The 17375-nt window shown below is 71.7% G+C and carries 15 protein-coding genes; 3 read left to right on the forward strand and 12 right to left on the reverse strand.

Going from position 1 to position 17375, the window contains the following annotated elements; all coding sequences use genetic code 11:
* Positions 1-183: 183 nt before the first annotated feature.
* From ACZ5XS_RS40445 to ACZ5XS_RS40485, 9 genes are all read right to left on the reverse strand, one after another.
* On the reverse strand, positions 184-1002 hold the full coding sequence (locus tag ACZ5XS_RS40445; RefSeq protein ID WP_468660080.1) for a TrmH family RNA methyltransferase: 819 nt from the start codon (positions 1000-1002) through the stop codon (positions 184-186).
* 64 nt (positions 1003-1066) lie between these two features.
* Positions 1067-2299, reverse strand: a complete 1233-nt coding sequence (gene cobA / locus ACZ5XS_RS40450; RefSeq protein ID WP_468660082.1) for a uroporphyrinogen-III C-methyltransferase — start codon at positions 2297-2299, stop codon at positions 1067-1069.
* Positions 2300-2488: 189 nt separating this feature from the next.
* A complete protein-coding gene (gene cobT / locus ACZ5XS_RS40455) occupies positions 2489-6745 on the reverse strand; it encodes a nicotinate-nucleotide--dimethylbenzimidazole phosphoribosyltransferase (RefSeq protein WP_468660084.1) in 4257 nt (1418 codons plus the stop codon).
* Between the two features lie 379 nt (positions 6746-7124).
* Positions 7125-8345 (reverse strand): precorrin-6y C5,15-methyltransferase (decarboxylating) subunit CbiE, encoded by a 1221-nt coding sequence (gene cbiE, locus ACZ5XS_RS40460; RefSeq protein WP_468660086.1) that lies wholly within the window; start codon positions 8343-8345, stop codon positions 7125-7127.
* Positions 8346-8445: 100 nt separating this feature from the next.
* Positions 8446-9084: a GNAT family N-acetyltransferase gene (locus ACZ5XS_RS40465; RefSeq protein WP_468660088.1), complete on the reverse strand. Its 639-nt coding sequence runs from the start codon at positions 9082-9084 to the stop codon at positions 8446-8448.
* 180 nt (positions 9085-9264) lie between these two features.
* Entirely contained in the window at positions 9265-10092 is an 828-nt protein-coding gene (locus ACZ5XS_RS40470) for a MetQ/NlpA family ABC transporter substrate-binding protein (protein ID WP_468660090.1), read from the reverse strand.
* Between the two features lie 66 nt (positions 10093-10158).
* Positions 10159-10905, reverse strand: coding sequence for a methionine ABC transporter permease (locus tag ACZ5XS_RS40475; RefSeq protein WP_468660092.1), 747 nt, complete (start codon positions 10903-10905; stop codon positions 10159-10161).
* Complete coding sequence (locus tag ACZ5XS_RS40480) at positions 10902-11993, reverse strand: methionine ABC transporter ATP-binding protein (RefSeq protein WP_468660094.1); 1092 nt, start codon at positions 11991-11993, stop codon at positions 10902-10904. The genes ACZ5XS_RS40475 and ACZ5XS_RS40480 overlap by 4 nt, the downstream gene beginning before the upstream one ends.
* A 344-nt stretch (positions 11994-12337) precedes the next feature.
* Positions 12338-12988 carry an HAD family hydrolase gene (locus ACZ5XS_RS40485; protein WP_468660095.1) on the reverse strand — a complete coding sequence of 217 codons (651 nt, stop codon included), beginning with the start codon at positions 12986-12988 and terminating at the stop codon, positions 12338-12340.
* A gap of 69 nt (positions 12989-13057) precedes the next feature.
* Here ACZ5XS_RS40485 and ACZ5XS_RS40490 point away from each other — a divergent pair, with 69 nt between their 5' ends.
* A complete protein-coding gene (locus ACZ5XS_RS40490; protein WP_217239680.1) occupies positions 13058-13417 on the forward strand; it encodes a hypothetical protein in 360 nt (119 codons plus the stop codon).
* Positions 13398-13847 carry a hypothetical protein gene (locus ACZ5XS_RS40495; RefSeq protein ID WP_468660097.1) on the forward strand — a complete coding sequence of 150 codons (450 nt, stop codon included), beginning with the start codon at positions 13398-13400 and terminating at the stop codon, positions 13845-13847. Before ACZ5XS_RS40490 ends, ACZ5XS_RS40495 begins: the two co-directional genes overlap by 20 nt.
* A 95-nt stretch (positions 13848-13942) precedes the next feature.
* Here the strand turns inward: ACZ5XS_RS40495 and ACZ5XS_RS40500 are convergent, their stop codons facing one another.
* The 3 genes from ACZ5XS_RS40500 to ACZ5XS_RS40510 form a co-directional block, all read right to left on the reverse strand.
* Entirely contained in the window at positions 13943-14440 is a 498-nt protein-coding gene (locus tag ACZ5XS_RS40500) for a GNAT family N-acetyltransferase (protein WP_468660099.1), read from the reverse strand.
* A gap of 45 nt (positions 14441-14485) precedes the next feature.
* Positions 14486-14992 (reverse strand): RNA polymerase sigma factor, encoded by a 507-nt coding sequence (locus tag ACZ5XS_RS40505; RefSeq protein ID WP_468660101.1) that lies wholly within the window; start codon positions 14990-14992, stop codon positions 14486-14488.
* A gap of 74 nt (positions 14993-15066) precedes the next feature.
* Complete coding sequence (locus tag ACZ5XS_RS40510; RefSeq protein ID WP_468660102.1) at positions 15067-16254, reverse strand: glycerophosphodiester phosphodiesterase; 1188 nt, start codon at positions 16252-16254, stop codon at positions 15067-15069.
* 369 nt (positions 16255-16623) lie between these two features.
* Here ACZ5XS_RS40510 and ACZ5XS_RS40515 point away from each other — a divergent pair, with 369 nt between their 5' ends.
* Entirely contained in the window at positions 16624-17295 is a 672-nt protein-coding gene (locus tag ACZ5XS_RS40515) for a lysophospholipid acyltransferase family protein (RefSeq protein ID WP_468660104.1), read from the forward strand.
* The last annotated feature ends 80 nt before the right edge of the window (positions 17296-17375 follow it).

Genomic DNA, 17375 nt, shown 5'->3' on the forward strand with positions numbered 1-17375 from the left:
AGACCCCAAGCCGTTCATCTGGACCAAGACCGCCGAAGAGATCCTCGATTCCCTCGCCCGCTTCTGCCGACGGATCTCTGGCGCAGGACACTAGGCGCTTCCCGCCCGGTCGGTGACGGTGTGGCGCCGCGTAAGGCAACGTTGGCCCCGTCTCGACGCCCCGCACAGTCGCCTGCCGCGGCACTAGAGCTCGGGGCGGCCCGTCGCCACGGCGTAGAAGGCGACCGCGGCCGCCGCGCCCACGTTGAGGGAGTCGACTCCGTGGGCCATGGGGATGCGCACCCATTCGTCGGCGGCGACCAGGGCCTGGGTGGAGAGGCCGTCGCCCTCGGCGCCGAGCATCAGGGCCACCCGGTCCATCTTGTGGGGGGCGGCTTCGTCGAGGGTTCTGGCCTTGGGGTCCGGGGTGAGGGCGAGGAGGGTGAAGCCCGCCTCGCGGACCGACTCCAGGCCCCTGGGCCAGGTGTCGAGACGGGCGTACGGCACGGAGAAGACCGCACCCATGGACACCTTCACGCTGCGGCGGTACAGGGGGTCGGCGCAGTCCGGGGAGAGCAGGACCGCGTCCATGCCGAGGGCGGCGGCCGAGCGGAAGATCGCGCCGATGTTGGTGTGGTCGTTGACCGACTCCATGACGACGACCCGGCGGGCGGTCTGGAGGAGGTCCGCCGCGGTGGGCAGTGGCTTGCGCTGCATCGAGGCGAGCGCGCCGCGGTGCACGTGGTAGCCGGTGACCTGTTCGGCGACCTCCGGGCTGACCGCGTACACCGGGGCCGGGAGTTCGTCGATCACGTCCCGCATGACGTCGACCCACTTCGCGGACAGCAGCATCGAACGCATCTCGTAACCGGCGTCCTTGGCCCGCCGGATGACCTTCTCGCCTTCGGCGATGAACAGGCCCTCGGCCGGCTCGCGCTTGCGGCGCAGTTCGACGTCGGTCAGGCCCGTGTAGTCGTTCAGGCACGGGTCGTCGGGGTCTTCGACGGTGATGAGATCGGCCACAGGGTGATACTGCCTTGTCCTGGGTGCGGTGCCAACGGCTGGGGACGGGTTGTGTTACCCCGGGTTACTCGGAGGTCCGCGGACCCACCGTGACGACCTCTCCGACGACGATGACGGCCGGCGGCTTCACATCCTGGGTCCGTACCGTCTCGGCGACCGTCGCGAGCGTGGCGTCGACCCGGCGTTGGGCCGCCGTGGTGCCCTCCTGTACGAGGGCGACCGGGGTGTCCGGGGACTTGCCGTGGGCCACCAGGGTTTCGGCGATCCTGCCGATCTTGTCGACGCCCATCAGGATCACGAGGGTGCCGGTCAGCTTGGCGAGGGACGGCCAGTCGACCAGGGAGCGCTCGTCGTCGGGGGTGACATGACCGCTGACCACGGTGAACTCGTGGGCGACCCCGCGGTGGGTGACCGGGATACCGGCCGCGCCGGGCACCGAGATCGAGCTGGAGATGCCGGGGACGACGGTGCAGGGGATGCCGGCCTCGGCGAGGGCCTGGAGTTCCTCCATGCCGCGGCCGAAGACGTACGGGTCGCCACCCTTCAGCCTTACGACCGACTTGCCCTGCTTCGCGTGCTCGATCAGCGCGTTGTTGATGGCCTCCTGGGCCATGAAACGGCCGTACGGGATCTTCGCGGCGTCGATGACCTCGACATGCGGGGGGAGTTCGGCGAGGAGGTCGCGCGGGCCGAGGCGGTCGGCGATGACGACGTCGGCCTCGGCGAGCAGGCGGCGGCCGCGGACCGTGATCAGGTCCGGGTCGCCGGGGCCGCCGCCGACCAGGGCGACGCCGGTGGTGCGGGTGCGGTGGTGCGGGGCGACGAGGGTGCCGTCGCGCAGGCCCTCGACGACCGCGTCACGGATGGCGGCGGTGTGGCGGGGGTCGCGGCCGCGCGCGTTCGTGGTGAGGACCGCCACCGTGACGCCCTCGCTGGTGCCGGTGGCCGGGGTCCAGGCGGTCGCCGCGTCGGCGTCGTCGGAGCGGACGCACCACACGCGGTGGGTCTCCGCCTCGGCGGAGGCGCGGGTGTTGGCCTCCGGGTCGCTGGTGGCGATCAGGGCGTACCAGGCGTTGGCGAGGTCTCCGTCGGCATACGGGCGTCGCTGCCAGGTGATCTCGCCCGTGTCCGCCATCGCCTCGACCGAGGGGGTCGCCGTGGGAGACACGAGGTGGATGTCGGCGCCTGCTGCGATCAGGGCCGGGAGCCGGCGCTGCGCGACCTGGCCGCCGCCGAGGACGACGACCCTGCGGCCGGTGAGGCGGAGGCCTACGGGGTAGGCGGGGTGTTCGGCCATGAGGGTGCTGCTCCTCGGTGCGGTGCGGTGGCCCTGACGTGCGGATTTTACGGGGCAAGGGGGTGTGATGGCTCAGGTGGTCCAGTGGATGAGCACCGTCGCCGTCTGCGGGTGGTTCTGCGGGTGGTGTGGTCCGCGCCCACCCTCCCCCATCGCCCTGCGGAACGACTGCCCACGGACCACGGGCGCCTACTTCTCGGTCACCCCTGCGGAGTCGAAGGTCGCCACCTCGTGCATCGCTCTCGCCGTGCTCTGCACCAGCGGGAGCGCGAGCAGCGCGCCCGTGCCCTCTCCCAGGCGGAGGTCGAGGTCGACCAGGGGGCGCAGGCCCAGCTTGTTGAGGGCCGCCACGTGGCCGGGCTCGGCGCTGCGGTGGCCGGCGATGCAGGCCGCGAGGACCTCGGGGGCGATCGCGCGGGCGACCAGGGCGGCGGCGCCGGCGCTGACGCCGTCCAGGATCACCGGCGTACGCAGGGAGGCGCCGCCGAGGAGGAGGCCGACGATGGCGGCGTGTTCGAAGCCGCCGATCGCGGCGAGGACGCCGATGGGGTCGGCCGGGTCCGGCTGGTGGAGTTCGATGGCCCGGCGGACGACCTCGGTCTTGCGGGCGAGGGTCTCGTCGTTGATGCCGGTGCCGCGGCCCGTCACCTCGGCCGGGTCCGCGTCCGTGTAGACCGAGATCAGGGCGGCGGACGCGGTGGTGTTGGCGATGCCCATCTCGCCGGTGAGCAGGGCCTTGTTGCCGGCCGCCACCAGGTCGCGGGCCGTCTCGATGCCCACCTCGATGGCCTGCTTGGCCTCCTCGCGGGTCATCGCGGGGCCGGTGGTCATGTCGGAGGTGCCCGCGCGGATCTTGCGCGGAAGGAGCCCGGGGGTCGCGGGGAGCTCGGCCGCCACGCCGACGTCGATGACGCAGACCTCGGCGCCCACCTGGGCCGCGAAGGCGTTGCAGACGGCTCCGCCGCCGAGGAAGTTGGCGACCATCTGGGCCGTCACCTCCTGCGGCCAGGGGGTGACCCCCTGGGCGTGCACCCCGTGGTCACCGGCGAAGATCGCGACGGCCGCGGGCTCCGGGATGGGCGGCGGGCACTGGCGGGACAGGCCGGACAGCTGCGCGGAGATGATCTCCAGCATGCCGAGCGAGCCGGGCGGCTTCGTCATGCGCTTCTGCCGCTCCCACGCCTCGCCGAGCGCCTTGGCGTCCAGCGGGCGGATCTGCGCGACGGTCTCGCCGAGCAGGTCGTGCGGCTCCTCGCCGGGCAGCGCGCGACGGCCGTACGTCTCCTCGTGGACGACCCACGACAGCGGGCGGCGCTTGGACCAGCCGGCCTGCATCAGCTCCGGCTCGTCCGGGAACTCGTCGACATAGCCCACGCAGAGGTACGCGATGACTTCGAGGTGATCGGGCAGGCCGAGGGCGCGGACCATCTCGCGCTCGTCGAAGAAGCTGACCCAGCCGACACCGAGGCCCTCGGCGCGGGCGGCGAGCCAGAGGTTCTCGACCGCGAGCGCGGCGGAGTACGGGGCCATCTGCGGCTGGGTGTGCCGGCCGAGGGTGTGGCGGCCGCCGCGGGTCGGGTCGGCGGTGACCACGATGTTCACCGGGGTGTCGAGGATCGCCTCGATCTTCAGTTCCTTGAACTGCTTCGCCCGGCCCTTGGGAAGGGACTTCGCGTAGGCGTCACGCTGGCGCATGGCCAGGTCGTGCATGCTGCTCCGGGTCTCCGCCGAGCGGATGACGACGAAGTCCCAGGGCTGCGAGTGGCCCACGGAGGGGGCGGTGTGGGCCGCCTCCAGCACGCGGAGCAGCACCTCGTGCGGGATCGGGTCGCTGCGGAAGCCGTTGCGGATGTCACGGCGCTCGCGCATGACCTTGAGGACGGCCTCGCGCTCGGCGTCGTTGTAGGCGGGCGCGGCCGGGCCGGTGGACTGTCGTACGTCTTCCACTGGCGCCGTGCTCATTTCTTCCTGGTCCTGCCGGTCTTGCTGGTTCTGCTGGGCTTGCTCGTCCTGCTGGTCTTCCTGGTCGGCGGCCCTGGTGTTCAGGTCCTCCGCTTGCTGTACGGGGTCGGGGTGGCCCTCGCGGGGTGCGGGGACCGCTGCCGTGTCCTCCGGGGGGAGGGCCGTGGCATGCGGGGGCGTCGGCGCGAGGTGCGGAGTGGTCGGCACCGAGCCCTCGACCTGGACGAACCGGCCCAAGGGCTGGTCGGCGTGGGACTCCGGTTCGGCACCCTGCGGCTGAGGGGCGGTCGCCTCCGCCGAGCCGTCCGGGGCGAACTGGACTGCCGCGTCCGGGAAGGGGTCCGCGGCGGTCGTCCCGAAGTCCTCCCGCGCGAGGGGCGCGGCCTGGACGAGTTGAGGGCCCTGCGCGGCCTGGTCGGCTGCCGCGTACTGGGGAGACGGCTCGGGAGTCACTGCTGCGGGGACCTCTTCGACGGGTGCCGTGGGGCCGTCCGCGGGCTGCGGCGCCGCTGTTTCGGCGTCCGGGGCGGCCGGGAACGGCACGGCTTCGGGAGCCGGGGGCGCGGCCTCGGCGGCGGGGGCTTCGCCGGGCTGCACGGCGGCCTCGGGAAGCGGTGAGGCGTCTTGGGCCGGGGCTTCGGGAAGCCGGGCCACGTTCGCCGAGGGGTCGGGGGCCAAAGCCTGCGCGGCGTCCGGAGTCGCGTCGGCACCGGTGGGCTGTGCGGGGGCGTACTCGGAATCCGGCGCGATGCCCGAGGTGATCGCCTCGGGCACGGGCGGGATGTCGGAGGCGGCGGCTTCGGCGACCGGTGCGGGCTCGAACACCGGGGCGGGTTCAGGCGCCGGGTCGGTCTCGGCCGGGTGCGCGGCTTCAGGCTCCTGTACGGCGTCGGAAGCGGGAGCGGCTGCGAAGCCCTGCTCGGTGTTCACGACGGTGTCGGCTGTCGGTACCTGACCGGCGTCGAATCCCGGCTCCTGGCCGGCGTCGGCCGCGGCGTCGGCCGGCTCCGGCTGGCCGCCGTCCGTGGCCGGCCCCGCCGGCTGCTCGGCCTGTGCGGCGGCAGCAATCCGGTCCGGTACGAGGCCCAGCGCCTGTCCCTCGTCCGACGTCGGCACGGTCACCGGGGCCTGGGCGGCGTCCGGGGCCGCTAGGGCCTCGGGCATCGGCCCGGCATCCGGAATACGTGATTCCGCGGAGGTCCGCGGGGCGTCATCGACCGGCACGGCCTCGTCACCGGGCGCGACCTCGGCGCCCTGCGGAGCCTGTGCGGCGTACCCGCCCTCCTGGCCTTCCGCGGTCGGCGCGCCGTGTCCGCCGGCATCCTGGAGCAGCGGAACGAATCCCCCGTCGTGATCCTCGGAAGCCTGCGGCGTCGTATCCGCTGGAGGCTCCGCAGCCTGAGCGGCCCCCTCGCCGTGCCCGTCCGGGGACTGCGGGAAGTCGCCGCCCTGCCCGTCCGGGGACTGCGGGAAGTCGCCGCCCTGCCCCTCCGGGGACTGCGGGAAGTCGCCGCCCTGCCCGTCCGGAACCTGCGCGAAGCCCTCGTCGTGAGCCTCCGGAGACTGCGCGAGCCCGGAGCCCTGACCCTCCGGAGCCTCGGCGACCGCGTCGCCCTCGCCTTCCGGAGCCGACGGGACCTCGCCGCCCTGACCGTCCAAGGCGTGCGCGAACTCGCCGTCCTGACCCTCCGGAACCTGCCCGGGCCCGGAGGCCTGGCCGTCCGGGGCCGGAGCGACAGCACCGCCCTGGCCCTCCAGGGGCTCCGCTCCGTTCGTCCCGGTGCTCACGTCCGCGAGCGGCGGCGCGTGAACGGCGGTCGCGGTCTGCGGAGCCGTCGGTGTGGCGGTCTCGGTCGCGAGGCGGGTCAGCGTGGCCTGGGCCGCGCCTGCCTGCTCTGCCGCGTGGTCCGGCGCCGGAACAACCGTTTCGGCAGTCGCGGCCTCGGGGCTCACCGGTGCCTGGACCGCGCCGTGGACCGGGGCCGCGCCCCACGGCGTCGCGCCCTGGGGCGGCGTCTCGCGGAGCTGTTGCGGGACGTCGAGGTATTCGGGGCCGGTCGCGCCCGGGCCGGACGGCCGTACCGGCGCTCCGACGGCGCCGCGGTCGGCGAGGGAGCGGACCGGGCTCGCGGAGGCGTCGGGGATGGGCGGGCCGAGGTGCAGGGGGCGGCGGGGCGGGGTCTGCAGCGACTGCGGCACCGGGTTGGGGAGGCGGAAGCCGTTGAGGTCGACCGAACCGCTGTCGCGGCCGGACATCTCGTGCGGGCCGGGCTCGTGCACGGTCTCGACGACCGGCTCCGGCGCGGGCGGGGCGACCTCGTTGCCCCAAGCGCCCTGGGCGCCCGGCAGCAGCAACAGGTCTTCGTCCTCGGCGGTGGTCTCGGAGAGGTAGGTGTACGCACCGTGCGCGGGGGCGCCCGGCTGCTCCACCATGCCTGCGCTCTCCGGCAGTCCCTCGCCCGGAACCTGGCCGGTGTCGGTCATGCGTAACCCCTCGCCCATCGGTTAGTGCTTCTTCGGCCGGCTCACCCGGAACGGCGCACCGACCGCCCCACAGTGAAGAACGAGCGTGCGTGCCCAGCGGCACGAACGACCCGTCGCCAAAAGACGACAAAGCCATTAACTGGCATTGTCGCGGCCGTTGCGCCGTCACGACAGCTTGATCCGCGACGGCCCGCTGTGGACTGCGCCACGTTGCGCGTCCTCCGGTTCTGCCGTACCACACCCACTCCAAAAGGGGCGTGTTTTCCGGACATTGACCGACGAAGTGTCGGGCATCCGAGTGCGGTACAACGATCGGCCAGCCTACCGCGCGCAGTACGACAACAGGATCACGGGGACAGGATGCGGGACGCGACCGGAGTCAGGCCTTGCGGTCCGGCAGCAGGCCGCTGAGCAGGAACGCGACGCTCCGCTCGGTCTCCGTCCAGGCACGTGTGTCGAGTTCGACGGACTGAACGAGGGCGCACTCGACCTGATAGCCGTGCTCGGTCAGGTCGCGGCCGACGAGTTCGGCCGCGTCACGGGTCGCCGCGTGCGTCACGATGCGGTGCGGACGGCGGTCGGCCACGGCCGAGACCACCGCCGCTCCCCCGCCGCCGACGCGGACGACGTCCGGTTCGGGCAGGTCCTCCAGGACGTGCGGGGCGGTGCCGCGCACGATCTGCAACTGCACCCCGAAGCCGCGTGCGGCGGCCTCGGTGCGTGCGCACGCCTCCAGGTCCCGGTCGACGGCGATGACGGCCGCCCCGGCCCGTGCCGCCTCGGTGGCGAAGGCACCGCTGCCGCAGCCGATGTCCCACACGAGGTCACCGACGCGCGGTCCGAGCCGGGCGAGTTGGGCGGCGCGAAGCACCTCCGCCTCACCTTCGCCCAGGTCACCCCCGTACGCCTCGGCGGGCAGGGCCCAGCCGCGCGGTGCGGTGTCCGGGGCCCGGCCGGCGATCCAGCCGCCGTCCTCCCTCGCCACACCGGGTCCGACGGTTCCGCCGATGACGATGACCACGTTCGGGTCGCGCCAGGTGTGGTCGGCGGCCTTGTCGGAGGTGACGACGGTGATCTGCTCGCGGTCGGTGCCGAGTTCCTCGCAGATGACGAAGGTGCGGTGGACGCCTTCCAGGAGCAGGCCGAGTTCGGCGGGGCCGGCGCCCGGTGAGGTGAGAACGGCGACCTTGGTGTGGGCGCGGCACACGTTCACCGCGCGGCGCAGGGTGCGGCGGTGTGCGACGACCACCTGGGCGTCATCCCAGGGCATGCCGGCGCGGGCGAAGGCGGTGGCCACCGGGGAGACGGCGGGGACGACTTCCACCTCCAGCCCGAACTCGGGCGCGCGCAGGGTGCGTACGACACCGAAGAAGCCGGGATCGCCGTCGGCGAGGACGACCGCGGTGCCGCGGTGGCCGGCGGCACGGCGGGCGGCGAGGGCGACGCTGCCGAGGCGGATGCGCTCGGCGCCGGGCGGTACTTCGGGGAGCGCCAGGTGGTGGGCGGCACCGGCCACCAGCGTGGCGGCGCTGAGGGCGGAGCGTGCCGCGGCGGTCAGCGGCGAGCCGTCCCAGCCGATCACCGTGACCCGGTCGGCCATCGTCTCTCAGTCTCCAGGGGGTTTGCGCAGGTTGTCAGGGGCAGCCCGGCGGGTTCTGAGGGTACCTGGTGGAATGGGCCGGGGGCGGCGGTGCCCTAGGTCAGTTCCAGTCCGAGAACGACGTGAAACCGTCGGAGTCGGACAGCTGCTCGCCCGCGCCGTCGAGGTCCTCCGGGAGGAGACTCCACACGATGAAGTCGGTGCGGACATCGGCCCAGGTGCCGTCCTCGGCGCGGACGTGCGCTATGCAGGCGTTGCGCAGGACGCCCTCGCTGATGCAGCCGATCTTCTGGGCGACCTGCTGGGAGGCGGTGTTGTCGGCCGCGGTGCGCAGCTCGATGCGCTCGAGTTTCTGGTCGCGCAGGAGCCACTGGGCGGTGGCGAGGGCGGCCTCCGAGGCGTAGCCCTCGCCGCGGGCCCAGGGGGCGATGACGTAGGACAGTTCGGTGGACCTGATGTGCCAGTTCGTCCTGCCGAGCTGGATGACGCCGACCAGGCGCTGGGTGAGGAACTCGGTGACGGCGAGGGCGAGTCCGCGGCCCGCCTCGCGTTCGGCGGGCGCGTACGCGGTGATCCAGGTGCGGGCGGCGTCCTCACCGAAGGGCTGGGGGAGGTCGGTCCAGGCGGCCACCTGCTCGTCGTTCATCATCTCGGCCAGGGCAGGCACGTCGTCCTCGTCGAGGGGACGCAGCACCAACCGCTCCGTGCTGATGGAGATGTTGGGGAAGGTGCCAGTCATGCGCCGCTCCGTAACCGTCGGGAAACCTTCAGCCTGCTGAACTGCCCAGCATGCAGCATGAAAGCACCGAACCGCACGACGGGGTCCTCCCCCACTGCCCGGAGGGCGTGGGGGGCCTCCACCCGGTGAAGGAGGGGAAGGAGCGGACCCCGTCGGTGGTGATACGCCGTATACGCCCCGTCAGAAGGACGCGAGCACGGACTCGGCGTACTCGTCCTCGATGAACTTCCTGACTTCGGCGGAGGTGAGGAGCTTCGCGAGCTTCCTGACCCGGGGGTCGTCCTCGTTGCCCTTCTTCACGGCCAGGAAGTTGCCGTACGGGTTGTTCTTCGCCGACTCCAGGACGAGGGCGTTCTCGGCGGGCTTCAGGTCGGCCTCGATGGCGTAGTTGCCGTTGATGACGGCCGCGTCCACGTCGTCCAGGGAGCGCGGGGTCTGGGCCGCCTCCAGCTCCTTGAACTCGAGGTTCCTGGGGTTCTTGCTGATGTCGGAGGGGGTCGCCTCGTTGCCGACGCCGTCCTTGAGCGTGATGATCCCGTTGGCGTCGAGCAGCTTGAGTGCGCGGGCCTCGTTGACCGTGTCGTTCGGGACGGCGACGGTGGCACCCCTCTTCAGGGCGTCGACGCTCTTGACCTTGTGGGAGTAGAGGCCGAGCGGTTCCAGGTGGACCGTGACGACGGGCACGATGTCGGTGCCGTTCTTCTGGTTGAAGTCGTCGAGGTACGGCTTGTTCTGGAAGTAGTTGGCGTCCACCGAACCGTCTTCGGTCGCGGGGTTCTGCGTCGTGTAGTCGGTGAACTCCTTGACCTCCAGGTCGAGTCCCGCCTTCTTCGCCAGGTTGTCCTTGACGTGATTCAGGATCTCGGCGTGCGGGGTCGGGCTCGCGGCGACGACCAGCGGTCCGCTGGTGTCGGAGGCGGAGTCCTGGTCCGAGCCGCATGCGGTGAGTCCGAGGGTGAGGGCTCCGGCGGCGAGGACGGCAGTGCCGATCTTGGTGGTGTTACGCACGAAAAGTGCCTTTCCTTATGGGTGGTGCGACCCCGCGGTGGGTGTGCGGGGAGTCCGGGAGGGGTTTCAGGCGACCTTGCCGACGTCGGCGGTCGCCGGGTCCTTCGCCTTCAGCAGGCGCAGCCGGGGCGCGGGACCGGCCTTGCCGGCACGCCGGTGCAGGGAGCGGGCCGCGTAGTCGCCGGCGAACTGGATGACCGAGATGACCACGGCGAGGATCGCCACGGTGATCCACATCAGCTCGGTCTCGAAGCGCTGGTAGCCGTACCGGATGGCGATGTCGCCGAGGCCGCCGGCGCCGACCGTGCCGGCCATCGCGGAGTAGCCGATGAGGGCGACGATCGTGGTCGTGGTGCTGGAGATCAGCGATGGCAGGGACTCGGGGACGAGGACCCTCCGCACCACCGTCCAGGTGTTGCCGCCCATCGCCTGGACGGCCTCGACGAGCCCGCCGTCCACTTCCCGGACGGCCGTCTCGACCAGGCGCGCGAAGAAGGGGATCGCGCCGATGGCGAGCGGCACGATCGCGGCCTCGCGGCCGATGGTCGTTCCGGTGATCGAGCGCGTGAAGTTCATCAGCGCGACCATCAGGATGATGAACGGCATCGAGCGGGCGATGTTCACGACCTGCCCGATGACCTTGTTCGCGACGACGTTCTGGAGCAGTCCGCCCCGGTCGGTGAGGACGAGGAGGACGCCGAGCGGGAGGCCGCCGACGACGGCGATCACGGTGGACCAGCCGACCATGTAGAGGGTGTCCCAACACGCCTGCTCCAGCAGGGGCTGCCTCGCCGAAAATTCAGCCCAGGTCACTGGGCACCTTCCTTCACCAGCAGGGGCTCCTGGCCCAGCACGTCTATCTGGAGGCCCTGTTCGCGCAGGAAGCCGATCGGCACGACGTTGTCGTCATAGCGGCCGGGCAGTTCGATGCGCATCCGGCCGACCTGGAGGCCGCCGACGGTGTCGATGGCGGCGCCGAGGATCGAGATGTCGATGTTGTAGGTGCGGGAGAGCTGGGAGATGACCGGCTGGGTCGCCGCCTCGCCCTGGAAGGTGACGTCGACGATGGTGCGGTCGGCGCCGGAGGCCTCGCCGCCCACCGGGAACAGCGCGGCGGCCAGCTCGGAACCGGGGGTCGCGAGCAGCTCGCTGACCGTGCCGGACTCGACGAGGCGGCCCTTGTCCATCAGGGCGGCCGAGTCGCAGATCGACTTCACGACGTCCATTTCGTGGGTGATGAGCAGGACGGTCAGTCCCAGCTGCCGGTTCAGGTCGCGCAGCAGCTGGAGGATGGAGCGGGTGGTCTCCGGGTCGAGGGCGCTGGTCGCCTCGTCGGACAGCAGGACCTTGGGGTCGCCGGCCAGGGCGCGGGCGATGCCGACGCGCTGCTTCTGGCCGCCGGAGAGCTGGGCCGGGTAGGCCTTCGCCTTGTCGGCGAGACCGACGAGGTCGAGCAGTTCCAGGGCCTTGCGGGAGCGCTCCTGGCCCGACGTCCCGAGGATTTCGAGCGGCAGCTCGACGTTGTCCTGCACGGTCCGCGTCGACAGCAGGTTGAAGTGCTGGAAGACCATGCCGATACGGCTGCGCGCGCGGCGCAGCTCGCGGCCGGCCCGGGGTCCGCGCCCGGCGAGGGCGGTGAGGTCCTGCCCGGCGACGGTCACCGTCCCGGCGGTGGGGCGCTCCAGCAGGTTGACGCAGCGGATGAGCGAGGACTTGCCGGCGCCGGACTGGCCGATGACGCCGTACACCTCGCCTTCGCGGACGTGGAGATCGACGCCGTCCAGGGCGGTGACCTCGCGGCCGCGTGAGCGGTAGACCTTGGTGAGGCCCGATGTGGTGATCACGTGGGTTTCCGTCACTGTCGTGCGCAGGGCGTGGGTGTGCCCTGGCGCTGGGTGCATTCGGTGGAGAACGCGGCACGGTTCTCGTGCGGTGGCATGGCGAACCGGGGAGAACAGGTGCGCGATGGGGTCCCCCCGCGCCGTTCAGGCTGTGGGGGAGGCTCGGTCACATACGCGCTACGGCGTACGGACATGCCACGGCGGCTCGCTTCGGGGCGCGAGGCTCAGGGTGGTGCAGGGGCCCTCTAGAAGGCGCACATTCGACACATACAACGAGCACCGGGCGTCGTGGTCGCCTCGGTCGCAAGGATGCGGCTGCTCGTCGTGGTCATGCGATCAGTAAAGCAGACCTACGCTCCTGACAGAGTGCCGCTGTCCGGATGCTGGACAGCGGCGGACACCCGTCAGCCGGCGACCGAGATCTCGACTCCCCTGTCGGTGACCAGGGCGGACAGGGCCGACAGATTCTTGACCACGAGGTCGGCGGTGAGCTCGTGGGCCTCGTGGGTTGTGGTCAACGCCACGGTGGTCATTCCGGCCGCGCGGCCCGACTGGAGACCGGCCGGGGCGTCCTCGAAGACGACGCAGTGGGCCGGGTCGACGCCCAGTTGGCGGGCGGCGAGCAGGTAGGGCTCGGGGTCGGGCTTGCCGCGCGTGATGTCGTCGGCGGCGATCAACGTCTTGGGCAGGATGCCGACGGCGTCGAGCCGGGCCTCGGCGAGGCGCCGGGTGGCGGAGGTGACGACGGCCCAGCGGTCGGCGGGGAGCCCGTCGAGGAACGCCCGGGTCCCTGGCAGCAGGTGCACGCCTCCGTTCGGTACGTCCTCGACCTCCAGCAGCTCGATCCGCGCGACGGCCTCCGGTACGACGTCCTCGGGCAGCAGGTCGGCGGCTATGTCCGCGGCCGGCCGGCCGTGCAGTTCGACGCGGGCGAACGCGTCGGCCGTGATCCCGTACTCCACGGCCCACCGTGTCCAGCAGTGGTTCACGGACGCGAGGGAGGAGACGAGGGTTCCGTCGTTGTCGAACAGGAGGGCTTGTGCGTGGATCTTCATGTCCTCGACCCTACGGTGCACGCCGGGGTCGGCCGCATCGGGCCTTTTGGCCCGTAATAGGGTCGCGGCATGCTTGCTGCCCTGACGCTCGCGACCGGCGTCGCCGCACTTCTGCTCGCCGCGTGGTGCGGCTGGGCCGCGTACCGTGATCAGCCGACCAAGGACTGGCACTTCATCGGGATGGCCGTGGTCTCCGTGCTGGCCCTGGTCCAGCTGGTCGTGGGGATCGTGCAGTTGGCGCGGGGCGAGAAGCCGGAGCAGGGCACGACGATCTTCGTGTCGTATCTGCTGGGCGCGTTCGCGTGCGTTCCGGCGGCGGGGTTCATGTCGCTGGCGGAGCGGACGCGGTGGGGCTCGGTGACGGTCGCCGCGGGCGGCGTGGTGCTGGCGGTCCTGGAGGTGCGTCTCTATGACATCTGGGGAGGCTGAGGTGGCCATGACGGAGCACAAGCCGACGCGTCAGCGGCTGATCAGCGGGCCGGGAATGCTGCTGGTCTGGCTGTACGGCGTGATGGTCGTCGGGGCGGTGTCCCGCTCGGCCGTGCAGATCTCGACGGACTTCGACCGGGCCCCGCTCGCGTACTCGCTGTCCGCGGTCGCGGGCCTCGTCTACGGGTTCATCACGTACTCGCTGGTGCGGGGCGGGGAGACGGCCCGCAAGGCGGCGTTGGTGTGCTGCGGGGCCGAGTTGGCGGGCGTGCTGGGCGTCGGGACGTGGACGCTCGTCGAGCCGTCGGCGTTTCCCGAGGCGACGGTGTGGTCGGACTTCGGGGTGGGGTACCTCTTCATTCCGGTGCTGTTGCCGTTGTCCGCGATGTACTGGCTGCGGAAGGCCGCGCGCCGAGGGGATGCCGCCTGAGGTTCCCAGGCGGCCGCGGCCCGTCGTGGCGGGTCGCGCCCACGCGGCGAAGTCGCAGCGCGACCCGGCGCCGCGCCCCTGACGGGGCGCTCACCTCACGCCGTCGCCGCGTAAGCCCCCGCCGGCTTTTCCAGGACGATCATCTCCACGCCGTCCGTACCCCGCGACGTACCCACCGTCTCGTATCCCACCCGGCGGTACAGGCGCAGGTTGCCCTCGCTGCGGTGGCCCGTGTGGAGGCGGAACTTCTTGGCGCCGCGTTCCCCGGCCAGCGCCGACTCGGCCGCGCGCAACAGCCTCGCGCCGATGCCGTGGCCCTGGAGGCGGGGGTGGACGCAGAGCTTGCCGATGGCGGCGGCGCCGTCCTCGGTCACCGCGCCGCGCACCGAGCCGACGACCTCCTCGCCGAGCCTGGCCACGAAGACGCAGTCCCCGACGACCTCCTCGCGGACGGAGTCCAGGCTCTGGACGAGCGGATCGATGCGGTAGTTGCCGTAGAGAGCGGCTTCGCTCTGGAAGCACAGGTACTGCAGCCTGAAGATCTGCTCCGCGTCCTGCTCGGTCGCCGCAGAGATGGTCACGCTCATGCCCATGTGCGCACGCCTCCCGCTCACCTGATCGCCTGTTGTCCCTCACTCCTATCCCCGCGCTCCGCGGGCCGCAACCTCCGGTGTGAGCAATCGGCGCAGACATCCAAGACATCTGGAACGTTCCGGACCGAGACTGCCCTGTGAGATACCCAACTCCCCCGCGATTTCCCGATAGGTGAGGTCCCTCGGCGACAGGAGGGCCGCCATCAGCCGGGGGCAGCGGCCGGGCAGCCGGCGTACGGCGTCGTACAGGGCGCGGCGGCGGGCCGAGGCGAGGGCGAGCTGTTCGGGGGTGCGGCCGCCGTCGTCGGCCGGCTCGATCCCGTACGGGCGTTCGAGTCGGCTCGTACGGCGGGTGCGGCGGGACTCGGAGCGGACGGCTCGGCGGAGCCAGCCGGGCGGGTCGAGGGGCGGGCCCTGGGTGTCCAGGTGCTCCAGGAGGCGGAGCCAGACCGCCTGTTCCAGGTCGCCCGGTTCCGTTCCGGTGGCATGCGCCTCCGCCAGGGCCTCGGCGGCGAGCAGAGGGCGCAGGGTGGTCACGAGGTCGTACGTCATACGCAGGGCGACGCGGCGCCCGGGCTCCGGGTTGCCCGGGCGGCCGGCTTGTCACCCCAACCGGGGCAGGTGGCTCAGCGGTTGACGAAGTCCTGGCGGGCCAGCACGCCGGTGTCGGGGTTGTCGGTGAAGACGCCGTCGATGCCCGTCGCGAAGTACGTCCGGTAGGCGCCGAAGACGTCGCCGTAGGCGTCGGGGTCGGTGCCCTTGCGGAAGTTCGCGGGCAGGAAGGGGTTCTCGTTGCGCATGGTGTACGGGTGGAGGATCAGGCCGGCCGCGTGGGCGTCCTTGACCAGGGTGGTCGGCGCGGTGAGGTTGCCGGCCGAGTCGCGCGGGATGACCAGGTCGAGGGTGGGGCCGATGCCCTGGGCGTAGGAGGCGATCTCCTTGAGGCCCTTGGGGGTGACGAGGTCGGCGACCGTGCGCGGGTCGCCGGTCTCCACGAAGTCGAAGGGGCGGCTGGCGGCACCGGACAGGAGTACCACCAGCGGGTTGCCGACGAGCTTGTTCAGGCGCCGGATGCTGGTCGGCTCGAAGGACTGGACGATGACCGGCGAGTTCTTGCGGTCCTTGCCGTGCTTGCGCAGCAGCCCGGCGATCCGCTCCTCCAGGCCGAGGCCCAGCTTGCGGAAGTAGGTGGGGTGCTTGGCCTCGGGGTAGATCCACACCTGCTTGCCGCGCTTGCGGGTCTGCTCGTCCTGCCACTTCAGGACCTCTTCGAAGGTGGGGATCTCCCAGCGGCCGTCGTAGAGGGTGTTGTGCGGGCGGTTGGCCGGGATGCGCTCGATGGCACGGAGCCTCTTGAGCTCGGCGAGCGTGAAGTCCTCGGTGAACCAGCCGGTGGTGGAGACGCCGTCGAGGAGCTTGGTGGTCCTGCGGCCGGCGAACTCGGGGTGGCTCGCCACGTCGGTGGTGCCGCCGATCTCCGGTTCGTGGCGGCAGACGAGGTGGCCGTCCCGGGTCGGCACCAGGTCGCCCGCCTCGACGATGTCGGCACCCAGGTCGAGGGCGAGCTGGTAGGAGCCGAAGGTGTGCTCCGGGCGGTAACCGCTGGCGCCCCGGTGGCCGATGACCGTCGGCACAGGCAGGCTCTTCACGCCGCCGGCTCCTCCGTAACCCTCGTCCGCCGCTCTCGCCGTGCCGGACAGTCCGAGGACGGCTCCGCCCGCGCCGAGCACCGCGGCGCCGAGAAGCGCCCGGCGTCCGGTGCCGCCCGTCCGCCCGGTCGACTCCTGCTCGTGCTGCGACTCCCGCGTTCCCATGAACGTCCTCCTGTCATCGGCCCGACCATGCGCGCCGATCGTAGGTGCGGGTCCGTGGCGGGCGGGAGACCTGCGGCGGAACACGCGGGTGACAGGGGATGTCGTATGAGAACAGATGTCTGATGCTCTGTCGGCTTCACGGCAGCGGGCCGGGGTACGCGGTCGGTACGCGACCTCCGTCACATCGTTCCGTTCGGGTTACCGCTGGGAAACGCGGCGCCACCGCAGGTGAACGGGTGTCAACAGTGCGTAAGACCTCGGTGAATCCGGCGGGCCCGATGTGCACGACCCCCCAGGCCGCGAGTAATGTCCTCACCTGCACAGACTCATACAGATTGCCTCGCCGTTCTCTTGACCCCGGAGGGCCCGTTGTCCCGCTTCGCGCTCATCAAGGCAGTGCTCGGACCGATCATGCGCCTGATGTTCCGCCCACGGGTGGAGGGCGCGGAGCACATCCCTGGCGACGGTCCGGTGATCCTGGCCGGGAACCATCTGACGTTCATCGACTCGATGATCATGCCGCTCTTCTGCGACCGCCAGGTCTTCTTCATCGGCAAGGACGAGTACGTCACCGGCAAGGGCCTCAAGGGCCGGCTGATGGCCTGGTTCTTCACGGGCTGCGGCATGATCCCGGTCGACCGGGACGGCGGCCGCGGCGGTGTCGCGGCGCTGATGACCGGCCGCCGGGTACTGGAGGAGGGCAAGGTCTTCAGCATCTACCCGGAGGGCACGCGCTCCCCCGACGGCCGGCTCTACCGGGGCCGTACCGGCATCGCCCGGCTGGCCATGATGACCGGCGCGCCGGTCGTCCCGTTCGCCATCATCGGCACGGACAAGATCCAGCCCGGCGGCGCCGGCTTCCCGCGCCCCGGCCGGGTCACGGTCCGCTTCGGCGAGGCGATGGAGTTCTCCCGGTACGAGGGCATGGACCGCGACCGGTACGTCCTGCGGGCGGTGACCGACTCCGTGATGACCGAGGTCATGCGGCTGTCCGGGCAGGAGTACGTGGACATGTACGCCACCAAGGCGAAGGCCGCGTAACGCTCCGCTGAGCGAGGCGGGAACCGGACCGACGGCTGAGTGCCGACTGCCGGCCGGCTGTGGCTGGTCGCGCAGTTCCC

Source organism: Streptomyces sp. NPDC033131, assembly GCF_055578365.1.